This is a genomic window from Chryseobacterium sp. 7 (genome assembly GCF_003663845.1).
In the GTDB taxonomy this organism is placed as follows: Bacteria; Bacteroidota; Bacteroidia; order Flavobacteriales; family Weeksellaceae; genus Chryseobacterium.
The window spans coordinates 456583-482078 of the sequence record NZ_RCCA01000001.1 but is presented as its reverse complement, the minus strand read 5'-3'; the positions used below and the strand labels follow the sequence as shown (position 1 = coordinate 482078).

Below are 25496 nucleotides of genomic sequence, written 5' to 3'. Positions count from 1 at the left end.
GTTTAAAAATTTTATTTATTTGTTTTTCAGACTGTTAAATATGATGTTAATTATAGTTGAAAAGATGATTTTATTCTTTAAAAGCTATAATTTTGTATAGATATTTACTATACAATTGTCATGTACGCTCTGGTAGATTGTAACAATTTTTTTGTTTCCTGCGAAAGGACTTTAGATCCTGATCTTGAAGGCAAACCCGTTGTGGTACTTTCCAACAACGATGGGTGTGTTGTGTCCAGAAGTAAAGAAGCAAAAGATCTGGGAATTCCTATGGCAGCTCCTGCATTCAAGTACAAAGAGCTTTTTCAGAAACATGATGTGAAAAGTTTTTCTGCAAAATTTGAACTGTATAATTATAAAAGCCAGCAGGTTATTAATATTGCTAAATCCTATGTTCTAGACCATGAAGTGTACAGTATTGACGAGCTTTTTCTTGATTTGACGGGATTCAAATACACTGATATTTACGCATATTGTCTTAAAATCAGAAATGAGATCCATGAGAAAGAAAATATTCCGGTAAGTATAGGAATTGCTCCCACCAAGACCTTATGTAAAGTGGCAAACAGGATTGTAAAAGAGTTTCCGGATAATTTTAAAGGGGTTTACATTCTGGATACACCTGAAAAAATTGAAAAAGCCCTGAAATGGCTCAACATAGGAGACGTATGGGGAATAGGGCGAAGACTTGCCGTTAAAATGAACGACAGTGGTGTATACAAAGCCTGGGATCTTCTTCAGAAGCCCGAAATGTGGATCAGGAAAGTGATGGGAATTCATGGAGTAAGAATGATTAATGAATTGAGAGGAATTCGTCAGCTTGAGCTGGATGCACCTTCTCCTAAAAAATCCATAGTTGTTACCAGAAGTTTTATGCAGATGCTCACTAAGAAAGAAGAAGTGAGGGAAAGAGTAGAAACTTTTGGAATGTATTGCTCGGAAAGATTAAGAAAGCAGAATACCTGCTGCAAAATGATCACGGTTTTTGTGCAGACCAACCGATTCAGAAAAGACCTGCCCGAATACAAAAATGCAATGACCCGCATTCTTTCTAATCCTACCAATTCATCCATCCTGATCGGAAGAGTGGTGAATGAGCTCTTTGAAGCTGTTTATAGAGAAGGATTTCATTATAAGAGAGCCGGAGTGATGGTGAATGATTTTGTTCCCGAAGATCAGAGACAGATTGGTCTTTTTGAGGAAGATATTCAAAACCAGCATCTTCCTGTGATGAAGGCCATGGATGCTATGAACCGAAAATTCGGGAAAGATAAAGTCCGTCTTGGAAGCATGAGCGGAGAAAATACTTTTGGACGTGCAAAACTCTCCCCGGAATATGAAGCCTTCCTGAAAAAGAATACATTGCCGGAAGCCAATTTCAGATTTCATTAGGCTTAAATTTTTCTTCAAAAAAATAAAAATTCTTTTAAAATTTCCAACAAAATAACGTGCTGGTTTTATTTTAAATAGTAAAATTCCGTATTTTGATAATGTAAAATAAAGCGTTATTTTATTGTTTGTCAGTGTTTTATGTTTTTGTGGCTGGTGTAGTGCTATTGTAGGACATATGCTTTTACATTTATCTTTGACCAAGAATTGTACACGATTTAAAAACCACAAATTACATGAAAAATCTAAGTATTTTGATGAAGGGAATACTGTTTCCTTTGTGCCTGACGATAAGTTATTCAAAAGCACAAGTAGGTATTAATACTTCAAATCCTCAAACCACTTTCCATGTGGATGGGGGAAAAGATAATCCCTCATCCGGAGTTCCATCCTCTGCTCAGATAGCTAATGATGTTGCCATCACTTCTGCCGGAGAAATAGGAATTGGAACTTTAACGCCAGCTGTTAAGATAGACACACGCTCGGTAACGAATTCAGACAACTCAATCGGAATAGGAGAGACCAGCCAAACCGCTTCAGTGGCAGGTGGAGGGGCTGTAAGATATAATCCACTGAATGGCGGAAAGATGCAGTATTCTGATGGTGTAGTATGGCAGGATCTTATTTCTTCCCCTACCAAAGCGGTAGTAGCAGCCAATCTTCAGGCAGCTAACTTTGCTGTAAAAATCCCTTATCAGGTTTCTACAGGCATTACAGGATGGACGGAGGTTTCCGATCCCACAGGAAATTTTACTCCCGGAACAGGTGTTTTTACGGCTCCAAGAACCGGAGTGTATCTTGTTTCTTTTACGTATGACTTTGTAAGAATTCCTATTGTTTCAGGCTATTTTTCAGAAGCAAGATATGTTGTGAACGGAAACACTACGGTAAAGAAATGCGTAAAATCTTACTCCAATATTTCAAAACAGGCACAGGTAGCAGGATCCTGTGTTGCCGGAGTTCAGCTGAACAAAGGGGATACCCTTCAGCCTTATATTTATCAGTCTGTTTATAATGGAAACCTGAGCCTGAGAACAGATACCTCTTCTGCAAGCAATGAATACGGCTTTGTAAATCTTTCTATTTTAGAACAATAACACATTTGATATGAGAAAAAAATTAGGACTGCTCCTGGTCATTTGCTTAGGCATAGGGATAAAGGCACAGATAGGAATCAATATGTCTTCTCCGGAAGCAACAGTACATATAGACGGACAAAAAAATACCACAGTTTCTACACCTTCCAGCTATTACGATGATGTTGTCATTACCCAATCTGGAAATATAGGGATAGGAACTAAAACTCCCAAAACAAGACTTGATCTGAGATCAGGAGAACGTTTAAATGCAATAGGAATCGGAGGAACTTCACAAGCTGCTTCGGCAGCAAAGGCCGGAGCGATGAGGTATAATTCCGGGACTCAGGATTTGAGCTATTCTAACGGAACAGCCTGGGTAACATTGGCTCATAAAGCTCCGAATGACTTTGTGGATGCAGAAAATGCTTCTACACAAAGCTTTAGTGATGGAGTACAGGCAACTGTTATTGGCTGGACTAAGAAAACGGATGTGAACAGCAGCTTTAATGCAGGTACAGGAACATTTATCGCTTCAAAAACGGGTGTGTACATCGTTTCATTTACCTTTTCACTGACTTCGGGAAGTATTGCGGATGATTCAAGGTATGAAACTTTAATTCAGACCAATTCGGCGTCTTCTTCAACAGGTAAAGTTTTTAAATGTGTAGGAAGTTACCCAGGAAACAATACGATCGGAAACCGCGTTGCAGGGAACTGCTCCGGAATTTTTAACCTGAACCAGGGTGATAATATTACCGTAAGCCTGAATCAAAAACTGGGAAGTTCAAAAACACTGGATACGGATTCTACGCTGACTTCTTTAAGTATTTTCGGATTATAAAAAGATACATGATGAAAAAAAATTGTTTATTGATTTTAATGACTTTAAGCTTCCAGTTTGCATTTTCACAAATTGGAATCAATACCCCAAACCCGCAGGGTATTCTGCATATTGACGGGCAGAAAGATAATCCTGTTTCAGGATCAACATTTACTCCCGCTCAGCAGGCTAATGATATTCTTGTGAACAGCGCGGGAAAAATAGGAGTGGGAACTTTGAGCCCCGCGGTAAAAGTAGATGCCAGAAATTCCGGAAACGGTGCCATTGGTTTTGGAACTTCCACCCTCACAGCAGTTGCAGCAGATGAAGGAGCGGTGCGTTATAACAGCGGAGTGGAATACTCCAACGGAAATGAATGGCTTCCCCTGTTGACAGCTCAGCCTGCCAGTAATAAAGTGATTGTGATTGCGGCCAAAACAACGAATAATGTAAAGCTTGTAACTCCTGCCACGCCAACGGTAACAGCTGGTTTGCAGAACAGAGCAAGTAATTATCTGGTAGACTGGAGTAAAACTTTTGAGAGTAATTCCGGGACAACTTTCAATGCTGGAACGGGTATTTTTACAGCACCCAGAAACGGAATTTATGTAGCCACGTTCACCACAGATCTGGCTCCAATGGCTATTAATTACACGGCAGATCCTTTAAACCCTATTCAGATAGAAGCGATCTGGCAGCTTTATGATAATACAGCAGGATTGACTGCCGCCAACATTGTTAATACCGTGAAATGTGCCAATACCATGTCCTCAAACAGTGTTGGGAATATTGACGCAGGAAGTAACTGCACCGCTTCATTCTATATGACGACAGGGCAGAGGCTGATGCCTTACATCTGGTTTAATTTAAATAACTCAAACGTTGCGAATTTTTCGCTTAATAATACGGGCGGTTATAATAATTTGACCATAGCAGAACAGTAATTAGGAAATCTCATCAAGGGTTTTGATGAAGGCAGACGGATGCAGTCCTGTGATTTTCTTGAATTCAAGAGAAAAGGCACTGTGAGATGAATATCCTGTGATTTCAGCAAGGTGATTGATCTTATATTTCCTGTATTGAGGCTCATTTTTCAGCTGATTGACGATATAATTGATCCTCAGGTGATTAATGTATTGGTTAAAATTAAATTTTTTATGTTTCTTGATAACCGTTGAAAGATATTTTGTGTTGATATTCAACGTATTTGCAAGATTATAACGAGAAATGTTTTTGTTGTTAAACTCAAGGTTTTCTTCAAAAATTGTTAATCCATCTAGTATGTTTTCCTCTACTTCAGGCGAAATTTTTATTTCAATAGGAGTAGGGGTGTTTTTTGTCTGAATATCCTCAGAAGTTTCCAGTGGATCTTCCTCATAAACAACAGGTGAAATTCCATCTTTGTAAATTTTAGCAACCGCTTCTTTATGTTTTTTTCGCAGACGAATGCTATTGAAAATCATCGCTCCTAAAACAATTAGCAGAGCAATACAGGCGATAATAAGCCATTTTGAAATACTGTGGCTTTCGTTGAGCTGCTGATGGAAACTTTTCTCTTTTTTTGATAATGTTTTGTTGACAGCCATGGATCTGTTGTAAGCAACGCTGTCTTTTAATTTAAGATTTTCAATTTTATACTTCTCGGTATTGGATTCATCGTGGAGCTGGGCATAAGCTTCTTCAAGATTCTTGGTCACCTCAATCTTTTTTTCATTGAAACCGTACTGATCTACAATGGCCAGAGACTTCTGAAAGTACAGCACGGCACTGTCCGGTTTATTCTGTTTTGAAAAAGAAAATCCGATATCATTAAGAATGTTGGCCCGAAGATAATAATTGCTTTCTCCCACCAACGAAAGAGCATTTGCAAAATAATATTTGGCTTCCCTGAACTTTTTCACCTCAGATAAATTATACCCCATATTGGTATAAGCTGAGATCAGTAATTCATTTCGTCTGGCTGTATTTTTAAGTTTCTGAAACTCCTGAATGGCACTTTTAGAGTAATATTCTTTCTCTTTGTACTGATTCTTATTCAGAAGAATCAAAAAAGAATTAAAGATCATCCCTTTCAGCTCATGCCCTTCTTCCGTATTATTGGTTTTTACTTCTGCTAGTGCATTTCTAAGGCTTGTAGAAGATTCTTTAAGCAGCCCAAGCTTTGCATATTGAGTTCCCTGCATTCTGTACGCCAGTGCCTTCCCAATGCTGTAATTGCTTTGAGTAGATACTTTAAGCGCTTTATCAGCAAAATCAAGGCTTTTTTCAGCATCAGATTTCAAATAACTGTTGAAAGACTTTAAATAATAAGCCTTTGCAAGAAATTCAGGGACATTTCTTTTCTGTGCAGAATCTATAATCTTATTCAGAACAATTTCCGAGCTGTCCGGATTTTTAGAAGAAAGCATGCGGGCATACTTATATTGTCCCTCAAAATCAAACGATTGAGCGAATGTAAAAAATGAAATAATAAGGAAGAAAAAGAGAATAATTTTTTTCTTCATTGCGTGTGTTTTTTATTTTTTCTGGTACTTCCAGTTCCGGCCTTTGCCTTCGGCTATCCATTCCAAAGACTGTTCCAATCTTTTGTTTTTGGTAGCTTCTGTTTTGGCTTCGGAAACCCATGCAATATACTCTTTTCTGAAAGATGGTGAAGCTTTTTCAAAAATTTCTTTTGCTTTTGGCTGGGCATTTAAAGCCGACTGAAAATAATCAGGAACATCCATTTCTACTTTGGATGGAGGGGCTTTTTTCATCGTAACTCCCATGTCTGTAAGCTCCATGGCTTCCTGGATAGCGCTTTTTAGCTGAGGTTTGGATGGAAGATCTTCAAGGCGGGTTACTTTTCCTAAACTGAACATTGAACTTTTTTCAGCAGTTGTTTCTATTTCCTGTAAAGTTTTCATCTCCTGGTGAAGCCAGAATCCCAGACTGCAATATTGCTTGAAAGCAGTAATGGAGCAGAGAATTTTTCCTTTATACATAAAAGCAGGAAATTTCCATTTGATGGCCTCTTCTGCATCGGGACAGGCTTCATGAATGGTTTCACGGAGATATTCTAAAATAGGTTTCGCAAAATCCGGAGATTTTTCAATGTATTCATCAACGTTTATGCTGTATTTTTCCATAGTGTTTATTGGAATAATGATACAATTTCATTCACAAAGAATCTTACCTGGTCTGGTCTTCCTCTGTCATTTTTAGGGTTGTTGGAATAGCTTCCGGTTTTTACGATAACGATATTATGCTCCGGAATCATGATAATGTATTGTCCCTGTAATCCGAGGAAATAATAATGTTTAATAGGATTGTCATGATTAATCCAAAGCCCCATTCCATAGATGTTTTCAGACTTTTCGGTAGGAGTTCTCATCTGTTCAATGAAGTCTGCATTGAGTATTTGCTGGTCTCCGGCTTTTCCGTTATCCAAAAATAGCTGTCCCAGCTTGGCAAAATCCCTTGCATTGGAATGAATACAGCAATACGTTTTTTCCATACCGTGATCGTCTGTGCTCCACTTAGCATTTTGCTCCATGCCCAAAGGAACCCAGAATTTTTCTGATAAATAGCTTGCTAATGGTTTATTCAATGCTTTTCTAAGGGCGAAGCCAAGAAGCTGCGTAGATCCGCTTTGATATTCAAATCTTACTCCTGGTTCTTCTTTGAATTTTCTTGAAAACACTGCTTTTACAAGGCTTTTTCCATAATAAGCTTTTGCATTGGGCAGAAACGGATTATTGTAATTTTCATCCCAGTCCAGTCCGGCTTCCATTTGAGCCAGATTTTTAAGGGTTACCTCATTTCCGAAGGGTTTATCTTTAAATTCAGAATAAAAATCAGATAGTTTTTCATCAATAGTTGGAATGATACCTTCTTCCAGTGCTTTTCCTAACAACATTACAGTGACTGCTTTGGCCATAGAAAAAGAATTGGTCTGTGAAAGCTGGTTATAGCCATTCCAATACTGTTCATGAAGAATTTTTCCATTCCTTATCACTACAAAAGCGGCTGTTCTGGAGTGTTGTAAGTTTTCAACTAAATGTTTAGGTAATTCCTTTTTATTGTAATCCGGATCTTCTTCCCAAAGTATGGGTTCTTCTGTAGCAATAGGATGGCTGGGGAAAAGATTTCCGTCATCAATGTGTGCACTTGATTTTCCTTTAAGATAAGTTTTGGAAATACCACTAAATAAATAATCATATCCCAGAAAATAAGCCGCTGCGGCACCTGCTACAGCTCCGCCTATCATATACTTTAGTATTCTCATTTTTTCATGAATGGGTCTTTAACAAATTTAAAATAATTTGGTTATAAAAATTACAATGAATCATCAAATACATTATTTTTGCTCTTATTTGATGAAAACTATGACCAGAAAATTGATTGTATTGGGATGTTTTTTATGTTCTATGATGGGACTTGCCCAAATCTATAAACCGATAGATACAGCAGATTATATACAGCGAAAATCTTTTTTAAAGAATTTCGAAGGAAATAATGAAGCGACGGTAAAGAGATTAAAATCCCAGTATTCCGGGAAGACAGGTACGGAATTATCCAAAATTTATAAAGAATTCGGAACTGATTTTGAAAAGCAGGTGAAAAATAAGGATTTTATCTTTAAATCTGAATTTGAAACCAGTATACAGGCTATGATTCAACGTCTTAAAAAGAATAATCCACAAATTCCTCAGGATCTTAAAATTCTGATTGCAAAAGATAATACTCCCAATGCATACTGCCTTGCTGACGGTACTTTTGTAATCAATATGGGACTTTACAGCTGGCTGAATAATGAAGAACAGATTGCTGCAGTGATAGCCCATGAGCTGGGGCACAAAATAGAGGGACATTCCCTGAAAAATTTTCTGAAAATTATTGAGCAGGATAAACTGGACAAAGTGGTAGTGGAAAATATAAAATCCACAACAACAAGCCGAAGCCAAAGCCAGAATCAGAAAGCTTTTGATATTTTAAAAAACACAGCGTACAAAAAAGGAGTGGAAAGAAGACAAAGCGAAATGCAGGCAGACTCTTTGGGCTATGTCATTTTTAAAAACAGTGATTTTAAGAAAGCGGAGTTTGTAAATGCTCTTCAGAGGCTGCAAGATTTTGATACCATCTCACCAAGAGAACTGAAGGTGGATACCTACAGGAAATTATTTAATCTCCCGAAACAGGCATTCAATGAAAAATGGATGAAAAAGGAAGATTTTTCTCTATATAACTATAATTTCTACAAGGAAAAACTGAACAAAGATTCTCTGGCATCACATCCTGAAATATCCAGAAGAATTGAAATGCTTAAAAAGACTTTTGCTGAGCTTAAAAATCCGGCTACACCGGAAAAGCCTACGGATTTATTTGTTGCACTAAGAAAAACAGCAAGAATGGAAATTTTACCTAATTATTTTCATTCGGAAGATTACGGAGTGGGAATTTATACTGCCATGCAGTTTTTGCAGGATGAGGAGGAAGAAAAGTATTATAAAAGTTGGCTGGGAAGATGTTTCTCCAAAATATACGAAGCGAGAAAAAATTATAATCTGAACCGGTATCTGGATAGGATAGAACCTAAAGATCAGAGTGAAAGTTACCAGCAGTTTCTGAATTTCATGTGGAATTTAAGCCTTGATGAAATCAAAAATATCGCAGATTTTTATCAGACGAATGAGACAATGGCGAAGGTAAACTGATCATAATTAAAGGATCAATAGGAACGAACTTTAGCCAAAACATAAAAGAAAGAACCCTGATGTTTCGTCAGGATTCTTTTTGTATTAGTAATTTAATTTTTCCAAACGGATCTTATTGAATTTTTCTTTCTCGTTATACTCACGAAGAAGAATATAGCCTTCTTTTCCTACATACGGCGTTACGGCATAATTGTCTTTTTCTGAAATAGGAATAATCTCCTGTTTGAATTTCCCATCAATAATGGTATTGATAAACAGGTTCCATCTTTTCTGTTTGGTTACTTCATCTTTTTGATAGTCTCGGTAGAAAAAGACCACATCTTTTCCACCGTTGAGGTATTGTGAGAAAAGGTAATCACTGTTGACCCATTTTGATTTTTCTTTTTCAAAAACCTGTACATTTTTCACTTTAAAATCCTTGTCTGTGTAGATGTAGACAAGATCTGTAGTTTTGGGAGCAGAGTATTGACCTTCGGGTTTATATTTTTCTGATAAAATGCCAACACTTCCGTCATTCATAAAGTACATGTCTTTGGTCTGAAGCATGTAACCGCTTTCTACCATTCCTATTTTGTTGAGCTTTGGAAGAAAGGCAGAGATATTAGGCTCGTAATTAATTGCTTTTGTATCTACTGAGAAATCCGATTTGTTGAGGATCATTCTTGCAAATCCTACAGATTGGGAATCATCATAATTTCTTCCCAATAAAACTACCTTATCATCAAAAGTTTTATCATTATCAATTTTTCTGTAATTAGAGTAATAGGATTCAATATTGTCTATTGTATCATCAGATAATCCGGTAACAGGCTTGTTAGACTTTTCTTTTCCGGTTTTCATATCAAGCACCAGAAGACTGAATGTTTTCTGCTTGTCATTCACTTTTTTCATGATGCAGTACATATAATTCTCGTCTCTTTCCAAAACAGAGAGTGTAGTGTATATTTTTTTGCTTCCGTCTGTATTGTATTTATACCTCCAGATTTCCTTTTTGTTTTCGTCAAACTTCATAAGGCTGTTGCTATTTTGGTACTTACCGAAATCTTTGTATTCAACCGCAAAATAACCTCCTTTTTTCAGTTCTCCTACAGCAGAAACGTAGTTGTAGCCCTTATCTTTTTTCTCATCACGGTTCTCCTTACGCTGTTCTTTCCAGCTTTTCGGCTCGTTGATTTCTTTGAAGGTTCCATTTTCCAGATAGTCGTAATAGAGTTTTCTGGTAATAGAGTTGGTTTTCGGATCGATTACCATAGAAACCGGAGTGAAGATTTCTTTGCTTTTTACAAGGGAATAATCCATCATGGAAGGCTTTAGAATAATCTGACCTTTAAAATCTACATATCCTAAATAAGAAGCAGCGGTGATATCTCCTTCAAATTCTTTATTGGCAACAGGATTGAGGTTTTTGTCTAATATAACATATTCAAACTTTTTAGTCTTATCTCCGGATTTTCCGTAAGAATATAGAGAAACGTAACCGTAAAGATTGTCTTTATCATCAAATAGAGCATTCATTCCCACATGATCACCGGCAGCGAGTGTCGTAAGGTCCTGTGTCTGGGAAAACGCAAATGTCTGGATCAATCCAAACATGATCATAGTTATTTTTTTCATGGTTAAAATTTGAATGCCAAAAATACAGAATTAGTAAAAGGAAATTTAATAATTTAATCTTTCCAGACGAATTTTATTGTATTTCTCTTTTTCATTGAGTTCCTGAAGCAGAATATATCCCTCTTTTGCATTGTAAGGAATGATAAAATTATTTTCTGAAGACATAGGGAGGGTTTCCTGTTTGAATTGTCCGTTTATGAATGTATTGATGTAAAGATTCCACTTTTTTTCTCTGCTTTTCTTCTCTGTATTGGCATAAAAGAAGGCTAGGTCTTTTTTGTCGTTCAGATATTGTGAAAAAAGATAAGTACTGTTTTTCTGAGAAGGGTAAGTTTTGATATTCCTTAGATTCATATCAGGATCATAATCCATCACCACAAGATCCGAAACATCATTGTTTTTTTTATTGATTTTCTGAAAAATGGCGATCACATCATTGTTTTGTAAAAAGTTGACAGATTGTATATCCAGATCTTTAGAATCAAAAGGGTCTTTTAGCTCTTCAATATCTTTATGGTCCTTATAAAGATCCTGCAGATTGATCTCATTAAAAGATAACCGATTCTGGGTTTTGTCATAAGTAAGCTTTACAAAACCTTCAATATTTGAAGCGCTGCCGGAATACTTCAATAATGATGTTAATGTTTTATCTGTATTGTATTTGCTGTTTATAATTCCGTCAACAGAATTCAAAGTAATATAAAGATGAGTTTCATAGGGAAACGGAAGTTTATTTAAAGGCTTGCCAGTTTTCATGTCAAAAACCATAAAATAGTACTCAGGATCTCCCTCCTGGTATTTAAATATTTTTGCGATTAAAACATCATCGTCATAATTGGCTATTTTAAACTTAACAGAATTGTTTTTATGGTCTTTATCAAAAAAAGGGTATTCCCAGAGTTTCTGATGATCTTTGCTGAAAAGGCTTACCTTAATATCCTTGAAACCGTTTTTAGCATCTTTAAATTCGGAAATAACTGTTTGTCCGTTGTCTAGTTCTACAATTTCAGAATATAGTTTATATCCTTTTTCTTTTTTAAGATCCTTATTGTCGTCTTTTAATTCCCTGTTCGTTTTTGAAGATGAAATAGATGTCAGATTGGTTCCGTCATACTCCAGTTTATCCTTCTTTTTAATCTGATAATCATGCAGATCAATAATAAAATCCGAAGGAACATAAAATGATTTGTCAAAAGCGTAGTCATAGATTTTAAAGGAAGGGGTGATAACAAGCTGTTTATTTGAATTAATATAAGGAAAGTATTCAACGGCAGTCTCATCGCTTTCAAAATTTCCTGTGGAAAGAGAATTGAGATTTTTATCAAACAAAATATATTCTAATTTGTTTTTCTTCTTATCACTTTCTGTCTTACCAAGGTCGTAAAGAGCCATGTATCCGAAAAGATTCTTTTCGTTGTCTGAAATAGACTGTAAACCCAGGTATTTTCCCTGTGCAATTGTTGCAAGATCTTGAGATTGAGAATGCATTAACCCATAAGATAGGCCTAGCAGAAGGCAGATGATTTTTTTCATGGTTTGTATTTTTCACAAAAATAATCATTTCTGACATATGTTTTTCAGGAAATTAAAAAAGCCCTGAAACCAGTAGTCATGGTCGGAAGATTTTTTCTTCCGACTTTTTGTTTTTAGATATTCAATATTATTATTGTAATTAATTGATTATCAACTATTTAATTTGTTTTATTGTTTCATTTTTTGTATCTTTATTGCTGATAATCAATTGTTTATGTCAGTTTTTAAAGATCACAAAATATCACTTAAAGATGTTTTAGAATTTATTCCCGAAGCACTTTTAAGTCACCTTTCCGCAAGTACAAAAGTGGATTATTATAGTAAAGTTTTGCATGGAAGAAAAATATTCTACCTGCTTTTGTATTGCATATTTGATAATGAAAAATTAAGTCAAAGAACACTCGAAGATACTTTTAATAGCAGTGGATTCAAAGCCTTATTTGGTTTAGGGGAAGAGGAAAAGATTCGAAGGAGTTCAATTTCTGAGAGGCTTTCAAAAATTGATTCCAATTATTTCCTAGAAATCTACGAACAGATGTACGAAAGATTTTCGGAACTTTATTCCAAGACAGAAATCGAAAAATACAACTTAATCAGAGTTGACAGTACCATTGTAGCTGATACATGTAACAAGCTTAAAGAAGGAATTGATCAGAAAAGTGGAAAAAAATTAGTGAAATTCAGTTTTTCATTTGACGGAATTTTGCCATCAGCGGTAGATGTTTTTACGGGGCAAAAATACTCAACAGAAGATAATGCTCTTGCCCAGGCTGTTCTGAACCAGGTGAAAAAAGAAGATCATCATGATAATATTTATATCATAGACAGAGGGATCCAGTCTACAAGGACGATGAAAGATTTTGAAGAAAAGCTTCTGAAATTTATTATCCGTTCCAAAGAAAACAGGAAATATGAAGAGATTGAATCTTTTATTAAAACAGAAACCCCAATAAAATGGGATGATTGGGGAGTTATTAAAGACAGCAAAGTGAAGCTTTACACCGGAAAACCCATCCAAAACAAACGGGGAAATATTCATCATCGTGAAGAAAAAGTAGAAACATATTTTCGGTTGATCGTTATCAAAAATGAAAAAACAGCTAAAGAACTTTGGTTCATAACCAACGAATTTGAACTTTCTGCCAAAGAAATATCGGATTATTACCGTAAAAGGTGGGATATTGAGGTATTCTTCAGATTTATGAAACAAGAGTTGAATTTAAGCCATCTTGTTTCGCTCAATAAAAACGGAATTGAAGTAATGCTCTACATGACAATGATTGCTTCTATGCTGCTCTTGATTTACAAAAAAGTAAACAATTTAGGATATAAAACAGCTAAAAGACGCATCGCTATGGAACTTCGGGATATGATTACCGCAATTTTAATAATATTTGCGGGGGGGATCCTGCAAAAGTCTTCAAAACTTAAAACATAAAAAATGGTCGGAAATTTCTTCCGACCATGACTACTGAAACCAGGGCTTTTCAATTATATTTTAGAAAGTAAATTTCTGAAGTTTGTTTTCTCATCAATGATTCTTCTCAACTCTGAAACCGGAACTCTTTCCTGCTGCATCGTGTCTCTGTCTCTGATGGTCACCGTATGATCCGTTAAAGAATCGTGATCTACAGTGATACAGTAAGGAGTACCAATGGCATCCTGTCTTCTGTAACGTTTTCCGATGGCATCTTTCTCCTCGTAGAACAAGTTGAAGTCATACTTCAGGTCGTTGAAAATCTTTTCTGCATATTCTGCAAGACCATCTTTCTTCATCAATGGAAGAATAGCTGCCTTAATTGGCGCTAATGCCGGAGGTAAAGATAGAACTGTTCTTTCTGAACCGTCTTCCAATACTTCGTCTCTTAAACAATGTGAGAATATAGAAAGGAATAATCTGTCTAAACCTACTGAAGTTTCCACTACATAAGGAACATAGTTTTCGTTTCTTTCAGGGTCAAAGAACTGTAGCTTTCTTCCTGAGAATTCTTCATGCGCTTTTAAGTCGAAATCTGTTCTTGAGTGAATCCCTTCCAGTTCTTTAAATCCGAATGGGAAATTAAATTCAATATCAGCAGCAGCATTCGCGTAGTGAGCTAATTTCTCGTGATCGTGGAATCTGTAGTTTTCATCTCCTAAACCTAAAGCTCTGTGCCAGTTCAGACGTTTTTGCTTCCACTGCTCATAGAATTCAAGTTCTGTTCCCGGAGCAACGAAGAACTGCATTTCCATCTGTTCGAATTCACGCATTCTGAAAATAAACTGTCTTGCAACAATCTCATTTCTGAACGCCTTACCAATCTGTGCGATACCGAAAGGCAGCTTATGACGTGAAGTTTTCTGCACATTCAGGAAGTTAACAAAGATACCTTGAGCTGTTTCAGGTCTCAAATAAAGATCCATTGCACTGTCAGCAGAAGCACCTAATTTAGTTCCGAACATCAGGTTGAATTGTCTTACCTCTGTCCAGTTTTTAGAACCCGTATCAGGATCTGCAATTTCAAGCTCCTCGATCAAAGCTTTTACATCAGCAAGGTCTTCATTTTCAAGAGATTTAGCCAGTCTTGAAAGAATAGCTTCTCTTTTTGCTCTGTATTCAATGATTTTTGGATTCGTCGCAACAAACTGATCCTTATCGAAAGCCTCTCCGAATCTTTTTGCAGCTTTTTCAATTTCTTTGTTCTCTTTATCTTCAATTTTAGCACAGTAATCTTCCACCAAAACGTCTGCTCTGAAACGTTTCTTGGAATCTTTATTATCAATCAATGGATCGTTGAAAGCGTCTACGTGGCCTGATGCTTTCCATGTAGTTGGGTGCATAAGGATCGCCGAATCAATGCCGACAATATTTTCGTTAAGCTGTACCATAGCTTTCCACCAATATTGTTTGATATTATTTTTTAGTTCGGCACCATTCTGTCCATAATCATAAACAGCGGATAAACCATCATAGATCTCACTCGATGGGAAAATAAAACCATATTCTTTAGCGTGAGAAATCACTTTCTTGAAAACATCTTCTTGCTTTGCCATAATTTTTTTACGTCTGATGTGCAAAAATATGAATTTGGAATCAAAATCATGAGTTTCAATAAAAAAAGCAGTTAATAAACAGACAAATATTTACAATTTAATTTTTAAGGAGCCGGGAACCCGCTCTCCGTTGCAATTCCTCGCTCGGCGGCTCTGCTTCGCGCCGCCGCCTCACTGCGGGATTTTCTCTTAGATCGGGGCTATTGATAAAGAAATGTCTAAACCTAACAGGTTTTCAAAACCTGTTAGGTTTACAAAGATGGCAGCATATAATATCAGTTGAAAATCTTTACTTTTGCCGAATGTTAGAAATTCTTTATCGTGACGAGCATATTATTGCCATCAACAAACCCAGCGGATTACTGGTTCACAAATCCTTCTATGCGGGAGAAGCCGATACTTATGCCATTCAGGAACTGAAGAAACAGATCGGGCAAAAAGTGTATCCCGTACATCGGTTAGACCGAAAAACTTCGGGCGTTCTGCTGTTTACCTTAGATAAAGATACTCTTAGAATCATGAGTGATCAGTTTGCGTCACGCGAAGTGGAGAAGAAATATCTGGCTATTCTTCGTGGCTGGACAAAAGAAGAAGAAACCATTGATTATGATTTGGTTAATGAAAATGAAGTTAAGCAAAACGCAGTTACTTACTATCGTCGTTTGCAGACTTCAGAAATAGATCTGCCTTTCTTAAAACATCAGACTTCGAGATATTCTTTAGTGGAAGCAATTCCTGAAACAGGAAGGTTTCATCAGCTGAGAAAACATTTTAAACATATTCTGCATCCTATTTTAGGCTGTAGAAAACACGGCTGCAATAAACAGAATAAATTATGGCTTCAAACATTTGAGATCAGCAAAATGACACTTCATGCCCATCAGCTGATTTTTAATCATCCTGTTTCTAACGAAAGAATTACAGTAAATGCCACTATAGATGAGGAGTTTAAAAAAGTAGGAGATATTCTGAAATTTGATCTGAGTGCGTACTCTTAATTTAGCCCAAACGATTAAATCTACCTAACTTCACTTTCTAAAGATGAAGTTTTCAACGTACTCAGCCTCTTTCATTATACTCTCTCTTTTAGAGCCTGTTTAAATTTTATTGAGTAATAATTTTATAGCGGATAATTTGGTCATATTTTCGGAAGACTCATGCAGTAGTTCATAGTTCCTACAAAGCCTTCTGTCATTATCAAACCAAGCAAAAGTTCTTTCTATTACCCATCGTTTACTTACGGGTTTAAACTCTTTTTTAGCTTGTTTTTCTTTATCCCGACTTACCACTTTTACCAGGTATGAATAAAGGCTATGAGCTTTATCTAGAAAATCTCCTCTATAGCCTGCATCAGCAAGAATACACTTGAAATTCATCAGCTCTTCCCTGAGTAATCTAAGCAAAAGCAATCCAGCCTTACTATCATGAATATTGGCTACACAAACCATCACTGCGATTAAAAATCCATTCTTATCTACTAGCACATGGCGTTTTATTCCTTTTATTTTCTTATTTCCATCTACGCCATGAAGACCTCTATTATTGCCCCAGCGTACACTTTGGCTATCCATTATTCCTAAGGAGGCTTCTGCTCGCTGACCCTTTTTTATACGAACTTTCATTCGTAGCTTTTCTAGAATTAAGTCAAAATATCCCAACTCCGTCCAACGGATATAATAGTAATAAACCAATTGCCATTTGGGGAAATCTTTAGGAAGCATACGCCACTGGCAACCTGTTTTTATCAAATACATTAAGGAGTTCCAAATCAAAAGAAGAGGATATTTTCTCTTTCTCTCTTTTAGGTTCATCGTTTTCTTTATATATTGCCACTGGTTTTCAGTTAAATCGGTTGGGTATTTCATTTTTTTTTTTCAAATATCCAACCTCTGAAAGCCTCTTAACAAAATTTTCTACGAAAATTTAAACAGGCTCTTAGATTCTATAAATAAAACATTTTGATAAAATATCATAGGATAATCTGAGATTAATTTTAAAATGAGTAATTTTGTAAAACTTTTTTTCAATGTACAAATCGCTCATTCGTCCTATCCTCTTCAAATTTGACCCTGAAGAAGTTCATCATTTTACATTTTCAATGCTTAAAAATTTTGGATTTCTTACCAGACTGTTTTTACCCAAACCTATTGAAGGCAAACGTCTGGAAAGAGAAGTTTTCGGATTAAAATTTAAAAATCCTGTAGGACTGGCAGCCGGTTTCGATAAAAATGCAGTGCTATTTAACGAGTTAGGAGACCTGGGATTTGGATTTGTAGAAATCGGAACAGTAACCCCGAGAGCTCAGGCCGGAAATCCTAAGAAAAGATTGTTCCGTCTCATCGAAGATGGCGGAATCATCAACAGAATGGGATTCAACAATGAAGGTCTTGAAGCCGCTATTGAAAAACTGAAATCCAACAAAGGAAAAATAATCATCGGTGGAAACATCGGAAAAAATACCGATACAATCCCGGAAAACTATACGCAGGATTATCTGGACTGTTTTGAAGGTCTTCACCCTCATGTAGACTATTTCGTACTGAATGTAAGCTGCCCGAATGTAGGAAGCCACGCTAAACTGGAAGACGTAGAATATCTGAGAGAACTGATCACGGAAGTAAAGAAAATAAATCTGTCAAAATCTGTACAGAAACCTATATTACTGAAAATCGCACCGGACCTGAATAATAATCAATTAGATGAAATCATTGAGCTGATTGCAGAGACAAAAATTGATGGTATTGTGGTCTCCAATACTTCCGTAAGCAGAGAAGGGCTGAAAACCTCTCCGGAAGTCCTAGAACAGATAGGAAACGGAGGGCTAAGTGGAAAGCCGATTCGTGAGAGAAGTACAAAAATGATCAAGTATCTTTCTGATAAAAGCAACAGAGCATTCCCAATCATTGGGGTAGGAGGAATACATTCCGCAAAAGATGCTATGGAAAAACTAGATGCAGGAGCGAGTCTGATCCAGCTGTATACCGGATTTATTTATGAAGGTCCGGAACTGATCAACGAAATCAACAAGGAAATTCTGAAAAGAGCCAGCAGATTACCAAGATAAATAAAAAAGAGAGTTATTGCGACTCTCTTTTTTATTTAGACTTCACAACAGTTGCATTTTTAATATCTACAGTAAGTTTATGAGCGGGAGTCGTATTAGATTTCCCTATTTTATATTGGATGGTTTGCTTGTCTTTTGATTTTGTTTTGGTTGCATTATCAATATTTTCCCGGCAGCTTTCAGTGAGAAATTCTTCATAGTTTTTATAATTCCAGTCTTTTGTAAAATAAAGAACCCTGTAGCCTTTCTCCCCTTCACTTGCTCCGCACTGTCCGCAGGCATTAAAATTTGAAGTCTGTTCAAAATAAAGCAGCACTCTGTTTCCGTTTTCTCCGGTGGCATAGGAAATCAATTCATTCCCGCCCGCTTTATTAATGAAATCGTAGGTATTAATTTTTTTGTTATTCGGTAAAAACAGATAATTGTTGAGGCGATAAATCATAATATTCCCTGTAGACAGTTTTACAGGATGAACTTTTTTTCCAACATAAAAATGCCCCGAAACCGGATTTTTACTCATATTGATCTCTTCAAATATAAAATATTCCTGAGGCAGAAGCTTTTGTGCAATTTCATCTGTTTTTTCTACTTTCTGCAGAGAGGTGATCTGTTCTTTCAGAAGCTTTGATTTCTGTTTTTGTTTCGTTCCAAAACTATACAGAGAAAGATTTCCATAGTAATCATATATTCCGGTGAGAGGGATTTTCTTTTTGTATTTGTCATAATAATACCATCCGTCAACATAATGCTGATACTGGTCACAATCTACCACACCGGTATAGTTGAGCTCTATCGTAATGGGAGTTCCGCCGATCTCTCCTGTAAAAGTCTGTGAAGAATCTGTTACTTTCTTGAGTTCAACTTTCTGGCAGAGAAAAAATGAGAAGGAAAAGAAAAAGAATACGGTGAAAATTTTTTTCATGGTTGAGTGATCGTGGATTTTAGTTTTTTAAATGAAAAAGTGTGCGATGGTGTAGATAATCAATCCTACCAGACCTCCGACCAATGTTCCGTTGACCCGGATAAACTGCAGATCTTTTCCCACTTCCAGCTCCAGCTTTTCACTCAATTCTTTTCCTTGCCAGTTCCCAACAGTTGTACTGATGAGGTTCCCGAATTGATGGGTGTTTTTCAGAATATATTTATAAGCTGTCACACGCACCCAATGATCAATTTTGTTCTGAAGATTTTCATCGGTCTTTAAATTTTGAGCAAATTCATTCAGATTTTTAGTAAGATAGTTTTTCAAAGCAGAATTTTCTTCCTGAAGTTCTTTCATCAGCGTTTTTTTGATAGAGACCCAGATATCGTTGGAATATTCATCCAATTTATCATTCTTGAGAAGTCCGTTTTTGATAGTTTTAAATTCTTCGTCCCATTTCGGATCTTCTTTCAGATCAACGGAGAACTCATGAATTTTCTGAGTAATCAATGCTCTTACTTCATGTTCAGGATTTTCTTCTATTTCTTTGAAAAAATCAGAAAGTCCGTCTGCAATTTTATCTGCAATTTTAGTGTCTACAAATGATGGAATGAAAGAATAGCTTCCTTTTTTTACCCGTTCCTGAATCATTGCATCATTTTCAATGATGTATTCTTTGATCTGTTTCGAAAGATTGGTGATGATTCTCTGGTGGTCATTTTTTTCAAGAATATATCCGATTCCGTTTCCAACCACTTTATTAAGCTTAATATCATCCGTCATTTCAGAAACCTTTTTACTGATAAACTGGCTTACCGTAGAATCATCAAGCTTATTAAGAATATCAAGAACAATATCAGAAAGATTTTTAATCAAAATCTCCTGGCTTTTTTCCTTGCCCAGCCATTCCCCGACAAAATTAGAAACTTTAAGTTTTTGGATATAAGGACGGATATTCTGAGGAGAAAGGAAGTTGCCCACCACAAAACTCCCAAGATTGTCTCCCAGTCTCTGTTTACTGTTTTCAATCAGATTGGTATGGGGAATAGGAAGTCCCAAAGGATGACGGAATAATGCGGTTACTGCAAACCAGTCAGCAAGTGCCCCTACCATAGCAGCCTCAGCAAAAGCCCGTACATAGCCGATCCAATGAGAGGTATTAGACTTCTGTAAAATAGTGGTAACAATGAAAATAATGGCCATCAGGACAAATAATCCAGTGGCAAATGCTTTATATTTTCTGAGTTGTTTTCTTTTTGCTTCGTCATTCATATTCTCAAATTTACTAAATTTGGTTATGAAACCGTTTAATCTTAATAAAAGCTTTTAAACTTCAAAAATTTTGCGGTTAAAGAATGAAATTTACGATGAAATTTTTAGTTTCAGTCCCCTTATTATTTTTTCTGCAGGCATGTACGCAGAAATACGAACCTATTAAAAAAACTCTTATGGAAAATACAGAAGCAAAAAACAATCCATACTATTCCAGAACCGATACTGCAAAACTTAATATTTCCAATGAAGAATGGAAAAAAATCCTTGCTCCGGATTTATACGCAATTGCCAGAGAGGCAGCGACTGAAAGAGCTTTTACAGGAAAATACAATGAATTTGATGAGATAGGAGAATATTATTGTGCGGTGTGTGGAAATCATCTGTTTCGTTCTACATCAAAATTTTCCAGCAGCTGTGGCTGGCCAAGTTTCTTTGAAGCTGATAAAGAAGGAGTCTATTATGTAAGAGACCAGTCTTATGGAATGGATAGGGTAGAAGTGCTTTGCAAAAGATGCGATTCTCACCTTGGACATGTTTTCGATGACGGCCCGAAGCCTACAGGATTGAGGTATTGTATGAATTCTGTGAGCCTTGAATTTGTTCCGGATTCTCAAAAATAAGTGCTTTAATTCACAAAATCAGGACGTTAAAGTTTCTTAAATAGCGTTAAACTTTTTAGAGTTATACCCCCTTGGTAATTATGTTTTTATAATTTTGCCCCACTAATTTGGATTTATATAGTATTGAATGAAAGGAATTTATAGTGTATTATGCCTTGTTTACATGGTTACGACTTCATTCTACATTTCCCCAAGAGTAGCGGCGAAAAGTGAGAATGTAACAACAAAGAAAACTGAAAAAGTAGCTGAAACGAAATCTGAGAAGAACACAACAGCTGTGTCTGCATCAGAAGCACTGTACCAATCTATTGCATTTGACCCGGAACATGAACTGAACTATGATGTGTTCTCAAAAGCATTAACTGGTTATGAAAATTTAAAAAAAGCAGGATTGCTTACCCAAGACTCGCATTTACTGACTATCTGCGATTTTTCTATGTCTTCTAACACAAAAAGACTTTGGATCATTGACCTGGAAGACAAAAAAGTTCTGTTCAACTCTTTAGTGGCACACGGAAAAAATACTGGCGAAGAATTTGCGACGAATTTTTCTAACAAGGAAAGTTCGCTGCAGAGCAGCCTGGGATTTTATATCACGGATGCTACCTATCAGGGTGATAACGGATACTCTCTTAAATTATTAGGAATGGATAAGGGCTTTAATGATGCTGCATACAGAAGAGCAATTGTAATGCATGGTGCGGATTATGTAAGTGATGCATTTGCTTCGATGCACAAAAGAATCGGAAGAAGCTGGGGATGCCCTGCCGTTCCAAGAGAGCTGACACAGTCTATAATCAATACGATTAAAGGAAAAAACTGTCTGTTCATCTATTATCCCGATCAGAATTACCTTTCTTCCTCAGAATGGTTGAAAGCGTAAAGATTAAAAGAGCAGTCAGATTGGGCTGCTCTTTTTCTTTTAAATAGGTCCTGCAATTCGAAAATAACAATTACATTTATATAACTCTTTTGCTTTAAAGTATAATAGAATGATGAATGGACAAGATGAAAATCAAAAAAATATAAATGTAGCCCTGGAAACATCTACAGGATTCGTTCCAGCCATAAGACTGATTAATAATCCTGATGGCTCATGTACTTTTGAGAAAGGTAAAATGCCCACTCTTAAACATATAAAAGCTACCGTTTTCTGGATGAGTAATGAAACGGAAGAATGGGAAAAAAATGACCATCCGGCACCCAGAAGGCAATATGTTATTACCATCAAAGGGAATATAAGATTTAAAGTAACAGACGGTACTACATTTATTATTGAACCAGGAATTATTCTTTTGGCTGAAGATCTTAAAGGTTCCGGTCATAGCTGGGATATACTGAAAGGTAAAGTATGGGAGAGACTTTATATCCCGATTGTAGAGAATGAGGATGATTTTTTCATTCCTGATGCGGATTTTATGTAACAATTAAAGATAAAATAGAATAAAAAATCCCTGTATGGTTTCATACAGGGATTCTCAATTATTTTAATTCAAATTATATGAATTTCTTAAAAATTAAAGTAGCATTATGTCCTCCAAAGCCAAAAGCATTACTTAAAGCATAGGTAATATCTTTTTCTTTTGCTTCTCCAAATACAATATTGATGTCTTTCGGGATATTCTCATCAATAGAATGAAGGTTAATGGTTGGCGGAATAATTCCGTTTTGAATCGCTTTAATGGAAAGAATGGCTTCCACAGCCCCGGCAGCTCCCAACAGGTGGCCTGTCATGGATTTCGTTGCACTGATATCAAGATTCTTGCTTCCTTTAAATAATTTATTAATTCCGTTCAACTCTACCAGATCTCCAAGAGGAGTAGAAGTGGCATGAGGATTAATATAATCAATATCATCTACATTGATTTCTGCTTCGTTAAGAGCCAACTGCATGGCTTTGATTGCTCCAACACCATCAGGATGAGGTGCCGTCATATGATAGGCATCCGCTGTCATGGCAGCACCTACCAATTCTGCATAGATTTTTGCTCCTCTTGCTTTGGCATGTTCATATTCTTCCAGAATCAAAGTTCCGGAACCTTCACCCATCACAAAACCATCTCTTTCTGCATCGTAAGGACGGCTGGCGGTTGCAAAATCGTCATTTCGTGTAGACATCGCTTTCATAATGGAAAATCCTCCGATAGAAGCCGGAGAAATAGCAGCCTCAGAACCACCGCTTACAATTACTTTTGCTTTTCCAAGACGGATATAGTTGAAGGCATCCATTAATGCCGTATTTCCTGTTGCACATGCAGAAACAGTTGTATAATTGATTCCCTGAAGGCCATATTTCATGGAAATCATTCCCGAAGCCATATTGGCAATAAATTTCGGCACGAAGAAAGGATTGAATCTTGGGGTTCCGTCGCCTGCTGCAAAATTCATGACCTCGCTTTCGAAAGTCCACATTCCTCCTTGTCCTGTTCCCCAGATAACCCCTACATCAAATGGGTCCATATTTTCCAGTTCAAGCCCGGAATCTTTCAACGCCTCCGCAGTAGAGTACATTGCATATTGTGAAAATAAATCACTTCTTTTGATTTCGTTGTGTGTTAAATGAGCTTTTGGATCAAAGTTTTTAACCTCACAAGCAAAATGTACTTTAAACTTTTCTGTGTCAAAATGGGTGATTTTGTTTGCTCCACTCACTCCATTGATACTGTTTTGCCAAAATTCTTCGACATTATTTCCCAAAGGCGTCACTGCGCCGAGACCTGTAATGACAACTCTTTTCATACTTAGTTATTGATTTTGAATAAATTCGAGGTTCCCCTCGCTATTAAACGGGTCTTATCTGCATTCCATATTTCGCACTGAGCATTTACAAACTGCTTTCCCCTTTTAATGATTTTAGTTTCGGCTACAATATTATCATTTTCTTTTGCAGTTGAGAAATAATCAATGACATTATTTATAGTAGTAATAAAAGAATTTTCATTTAAAGAAAACATAGTGGCACCAATGATATCATCTATAATAGCAGCGGTAACTCCGCCGTGAAGATTTCCTATCGGATTCAGCCATTCCGGTCTTATGGTATATTGAAATTCCAGTTGTCCTTCTTCTACGGAAAGAACAATAGGATTCAGCCATTTCATAAATGGAGATGGTGACTGGTCAAATTCTTTTCCGATGAATTTTTTTAATTGTGCTAATCTATCCATACTTAGTCTTTTACTTTTCTAAAATCATGGTTACTCCCTGTCCACGTGCTGCACAGATGGATATAAACCCTTTTCCGGTGCCTTTTTCGTTGAGCAGTTTTGCCAGTGTTGCGATAATTCTTCCTCCTGTTGCTGCAAATGGGTGGGCTGCTGCAAGGCTTCCTCCTTTTACATTCAACTTACTTCTGTCTATTTTTCCCAAGGCTTTTTCCAATCCGAATTTTTGCGCAAGCTCATCATTTTCCCAGATTTTTATGGTGGCTAAAACCTGTGCTGCAAATGCTTCATGAATTTCGTAATAATCAAAATCAGACAAATTCATGTTTGCTTTTTTAAGCATTCTTTCTGCGGCGAAAACAGGGGCAAGAAGCAGATCCTGTTTATTTTCTACGTATTCTATTCCTGCCACCTCAGAAAAACTAATATAAGCTAAAATGGGAAGATTGTTGGCTTTTGCCCATTCTTCACTGGCCAGCAATACCGCTGAAGCTCCATCTGTAAAAGGTGTTGAGTTTCCTGCCGTCAGAGTTCCGTTCTGTTTATCAAATGCAGGTTTTATTTGTGAAAGCTTTTCAAAACTGCTGTCGCGTCTTAAGTTATTATCTTTATCTAAGCCAAAAGCCGGAGTGATCATATCATCAAAGAATCCTTCATCATACGCTTTTGCCATATTCTGATGACTTTTTAAAGCCAATTCGTCCTGTTCTTTTCTGGGAATATTATAATATTTTGCTGTAATTTCTGTATGTTCACCCATTACCAGACCTGTTTTGGGTTCCTGTCCTTTGTATGGAATAGGCATCCAATCTTTCAGTCTTGGGCTTAGTAGTTGTTTTAATTTTCCAAATGCTGATTTTTCTTTATTAGCTTTTAACAAGGCTTTTCTTAATCTTGGTGAAGACTCAAACGGAATATTGCTCATAGCTTCCACTCCGCATGCAATACCCGATTCTATCTGTCCTAATGCAATTTTATTTCCGATATAAATGGCCGCTTCAATACCTGTATCACATGCCTGCTGAAGATCACATGCAGGAGTTGCAGGGTCAAGAGTAGTATTCATCACTGTTTCTCTGATGAGGTTGCTTTCAGAAATGTGTTTAATCACAGCACCTCCGGCAACTTCTCCCAGTCGTTTTCCTTTTAAATGATAACGGCTTATCAATCCGTTAAGAGAAGCAAGAAGCAGATCCTGGTTTCCCTGTTCCGAATAAGCGGTATTCATTCTGGCGAAAGGGATTCTGTTGTATCCCACAATAGCCACTTTTTTTGTTTCCATATTGT

The 25496-nt window shown here is 36.6% G+C and carries 23 protein-coding genes; 11 read left to right on the top strand and 12 right to left on the bottom strand.

The genetic code is table 11. The features are described 5' to 3' along the window. The first annotated feature begins 120 nt into the window (after nt 1–120). The 4 genes from CLU97_RS02240 to CLU97_RS02225 all read left to right on the top strand — a co-directional run bounded on the left by CLU97_RS02240 (nt 121) and on the right by CLU97_RS02225 (nt 4232). Nucleotides 121–1392, top strand: coding sequence for a Y-family DNA polymerase (locus CLU97_RS02240; protein ID WP_121486502.1), 1272 nt, complete (start codon nt 121–123; stop codon nt 1390–1392). A 233-nt stretch (nt 1393–1625) separates the two neighbouring features. Continuing rightward, nucleotides 1626–2486, top strand: coding sequence for a hypothetical protein (locus CLU97_RS23525; RefSeq protein ID WP_183084501.1), 861 nt, complete (start codon nt 1626–1628; stop codon nt 2484–2486). Between the two features lie 10 nt (nt 2487–2496). Beyond that, entirely contained in the window at nt 2497–3309 is an 813-nt protein-coding gene (locus tag CLU97_RS02230; protein ID WP_121486501.1) for a hypothetical protein, read from the top strand. Between the two features lie 8 nt (nt 3310–3317). Further along, nucleotides 3318–4232 carry a hypothetical protein gene (locus tag CLU97_RS02225; protein ID WP_121486500.1) on the top strand — a complete coding sequence of 305 codons (915 nt, stop codon included), beginning with the start codon at nt 3318–3320 and terminating at the stop codon, nt 4230–4232. Here the strand turns inward: CLU97_RS02225 and CLU97_RS02220 are convergent, their stop codons facing one another. The 3 genes from CLU97_RS02220 to CLU97_RS02210 are packed head-to-tail and all read right to left on the bottom strand — an operon-like array spanning nt 4233 to nt 7555. Beyond that, a complete protein-coding gene (locus CLU97_RS02220; protein ID WP_121486499.1) occupies nt 4233–5792 on the bottom strand; it encodes a helix-turn-helix domain-containing protein in 1560 nt (519 codons plus the stop codon). It abuts the gene before it with no gap. 12 nt (nt 5793–5804) lie between these two features. Then, complete coding sequence (locus CLU97_RS02215) at nt 5805–6416, bottom strand: YdeI/OmpD-associated family protein (RefSeq protein ID WP_121486498.1); 612 nt, start codon at nt 6414–6416, stop codon at nt 5805–5807. A 5-nt stretch (nt 6417–6421) separates the two neighbouring features. Further along, on the bottom strand, nt 6422–7555 hold the full coding sequence (locus CLU97_RS02210; protein ID WP_121486497.1) for a serine hydrolase domain-containing protein: 1134 nt from the start codon (nt 7553–7555) through the stop codon (nt 6422–6424). A 100-nt stretch (nt 7556–7655) separates the two neighbouring features. On the opposite strand from CLU97_RS02210, the gene CLU97_RS02205 reads away from it, so the two are divergent. Next, nucleotides 7656–8984, top strand: coding sequence for a M48 family metallopeptidase (locus CLU97_RS02205; RefSeq protein ID WP_228437470.1), 1329 nt, complete (start codon nt 7656–7658; stop codon nt 8982–8984). Between the two features lie 84 nt (nt 8985–9068). Here CLU97_RS02205 and CLU97_RS02200 read toward each other — a convergent pair whose 3' ends face one another. Both CLU97_RS02200 and CLU97_RS02195 read right to left on the bottom strand, forming a co-directional pair. Next, the gene (locus tag CLU97_RS02200) at nt 9069–10598 is read right to left on the bottom strand and encodes a hypothetical protein (protein ID WP_121486495.1); all 1530 of its coding nucleotides are present in this window, start codon (nt 10596–10598) and stop codon (nt 9069–9071) included. A 45-nt stretch (nt 10599–10643) separates the two neighbouring features. Beyond that, a complete protein-coding gene (locus CLU97_RS02195; RefSeq protein ID WP_121486494.1) occupies nt 10644–12131 on the bottom strand; it encodes a hypothetical protein in 1488 nt (495 codons plus the stop codon). Nucleotides 12132–12345: 214 nt separating this feature from the next. Between CLU97_RS02195 and CLU97_RS02190 the strand changes: the two genes are divergently transcribed. After that, nucleotides 12346–13569: an IS4 family transposase gene (locus CLU97_RS02190; protein ID WP_121486493.1), complete on the top strand. Its 1224-nt coding sequence runs from the start codon at nt 12346–12348 to the stop codon at nt 13567–13569. Between the two features lie 53 nt (nt 13570–13622). On the opposite strand, the gene CLU97_RS02185 is transcribed toward CLU97_RS02190, so the two are convergent. After that, nucleotides 13623–15164, bottom strand: a complete 1542-nt coding sequence (locus tag CLU97_RS02185) for a glycine--tRNA ligase (RefSeq protein WP_121486492.1) — start codon at nt 15162–15164, stop codon at nt 13623–13625. Nucleotides 15165–15466: 302 nt separating this feature from the next. Between CLU97_RS02185 and CLU97_RS02180 the strand changes: the two genes are divergently transcribed. Continuing rightward, nucleotides 15467–16162 (top strand): pseudouridine synthase, encoded by a 696-nt coding sequence (locus CLU97_RS02180; protein WP_121486491.1) that lies wholly within the window; start codon nt 15467–15469, stop codon nt 16160–16162. A 99-nt stretch (nt 16163–16261) separates the two neighbouring features. On the opposite strand, the gene CLU97_RS02175 is transcribed toward CLU97_RS02180, so the two are convergent. Then, nucleotides 16262–17029, bottom strand: coding sequence for an IS5 family transposase (locus CLU97_RS02175; RefSeq protein WP_121486240.1), 768 nt, complete (start codon nt 17027–17029; stop codon nt 16262–16264). A 161-nt stretch (nt 17030–17190) separates the two neighbouring features. Here CLU97_RS02175 and CLU97_RS02170 point away from each other — a divergent pair, with 161 nt between their 5' ends. Continuing rightward, nucleotides 17191–18228, top strand: coding sequence for a quinone-dependent dihydroorotate dehydrogenase (locus CLU97_RS02170; protein WP_121486490.1), 1038 nt, complete (start codon nt 17191–17193; stop codon nt 18226–18228). Nucleotides 18229–18259: 31 nt separating this feature from the next. On the opposite strand, the gene CLU97_RS02165 is transcribed toward CLU97_RS02170, so the two are convergent. Then, nucleotides 18260–19150: a hypothetical protein gene (locus CLU97_RS02165; RefSeq protein WP_121486489.1), complete on the bottom strand. Its 891-nt coding sequence runs from the start codon at nt 19148–19150 to the stop codon at nt 18260–18262. A 27-nt stretch (nt 19151–19177) separates the two neighbouring features. Then, nucleotides 19178–20422, bottom strand: coding sequence for a DUF445 domain-containing protein (locus CLU97_RS02160; RefSeq protein WP_121486488.1), 1245 nt, complete (start codon nt 20420–20422; stop codon nt 19178–19180). A gap of 176 nt (nt 20423–20598) precedes the next feature. Here CLU97_RS02160 and msrB point away from each other — a divergent pair, with 176 nt between their 5' ends. The 3 genes from msrB (at nt 20599) to CLU97_RS02145 (ending at nt 22469) form a co-directional block, all read left to right on the top strand. Continuing rightward, nucleotides 20599–21045 carry a peptide-methionine (R)-S-oxide reductase MsrB gene (msrB, locus tag CLU97_RS02155; protein ID WP_228437468.1) on the top strand — a complete coding sequence of 149 codons (447 nt, stop codon included), beginning with the start codon at nt 20599–20601 and terminating at the stop codon, nt 21043–21045. Nucleotides 21046–21172: 127 nt separating this feature from the next. Further along, nucleotides 21173–21928, top strand: a complete 756-nt coding sequence (locus tag CLU97_RS02150) for a murein L,D-transpeptidase catalytic domain family protein (RefSeq protein WP_121486486.1) — start codon at nt 21173–21175, stop codon at nt 21926–21928. Nucleotides 21929–22037: 109 nt separating this feature from the next. Then, nucleotides 22038–22469, top strand: a complete 432-nt coding sequence (locus tag CLU97_RS02145) for a hypothetical protein (protein WP_228437466.1) — start codon at nt 22038–22040, stop codon at nt 22467–22469. 73 nt (nt 22470–22542) lie between these two features. Here the strand turns inward: CLU97_RS02145 and fabF are convergent, their stop codons facing one another. Genes fabF through CLU97_RS02130 form a run of 3 tightly spaced genes read right to left on the bottom strand, consistent with a single transcriptional unit; the run spans nt 22543 to nt 25491 of the window. Then, nucleotides 22543–23784 (bottom strand): beta-ketoacyl-ACP synthase II, encoded by a 1242-nt coding sequence (gene fabF, locus CLU97_RS02140; protein ID WP_121486484.1) that lies wholly within the window; start codon nt 23782–23784, stop codon nt 22543–22545. A 2-nt stretch (nt 23785–23786) separates the two neighbouring features. Continuing rightward, nucleotides 23787–24212 carry a PaaI family thioesterase gene (locus tag CLU97_RS02135; protein WP_121486483.1) on the bottom strand — a complete coding sequence of 142 codons (426 nt, stop codon included), beginning with the start codon at nt 24210–24212 and terminating at the stop codon, nt 23787–23789. A 10-nt stretch (nt 24213–24222) separates the two neighbouring features. Further along, the gene (locus CLU97_RS02130; protein ID WP_121486482.1) at nt 24223–25491 is read right to left on the bottom strand and encodes an acetyl-CoA C-acetyltransferase; all 1269 of its coding nucleotides are present in this window, start codon (nt 25489–25491) and stop codon (nt 24223–24225) included. Nucleotides 25492–25496: the final 5 nt, after the last annotated feature.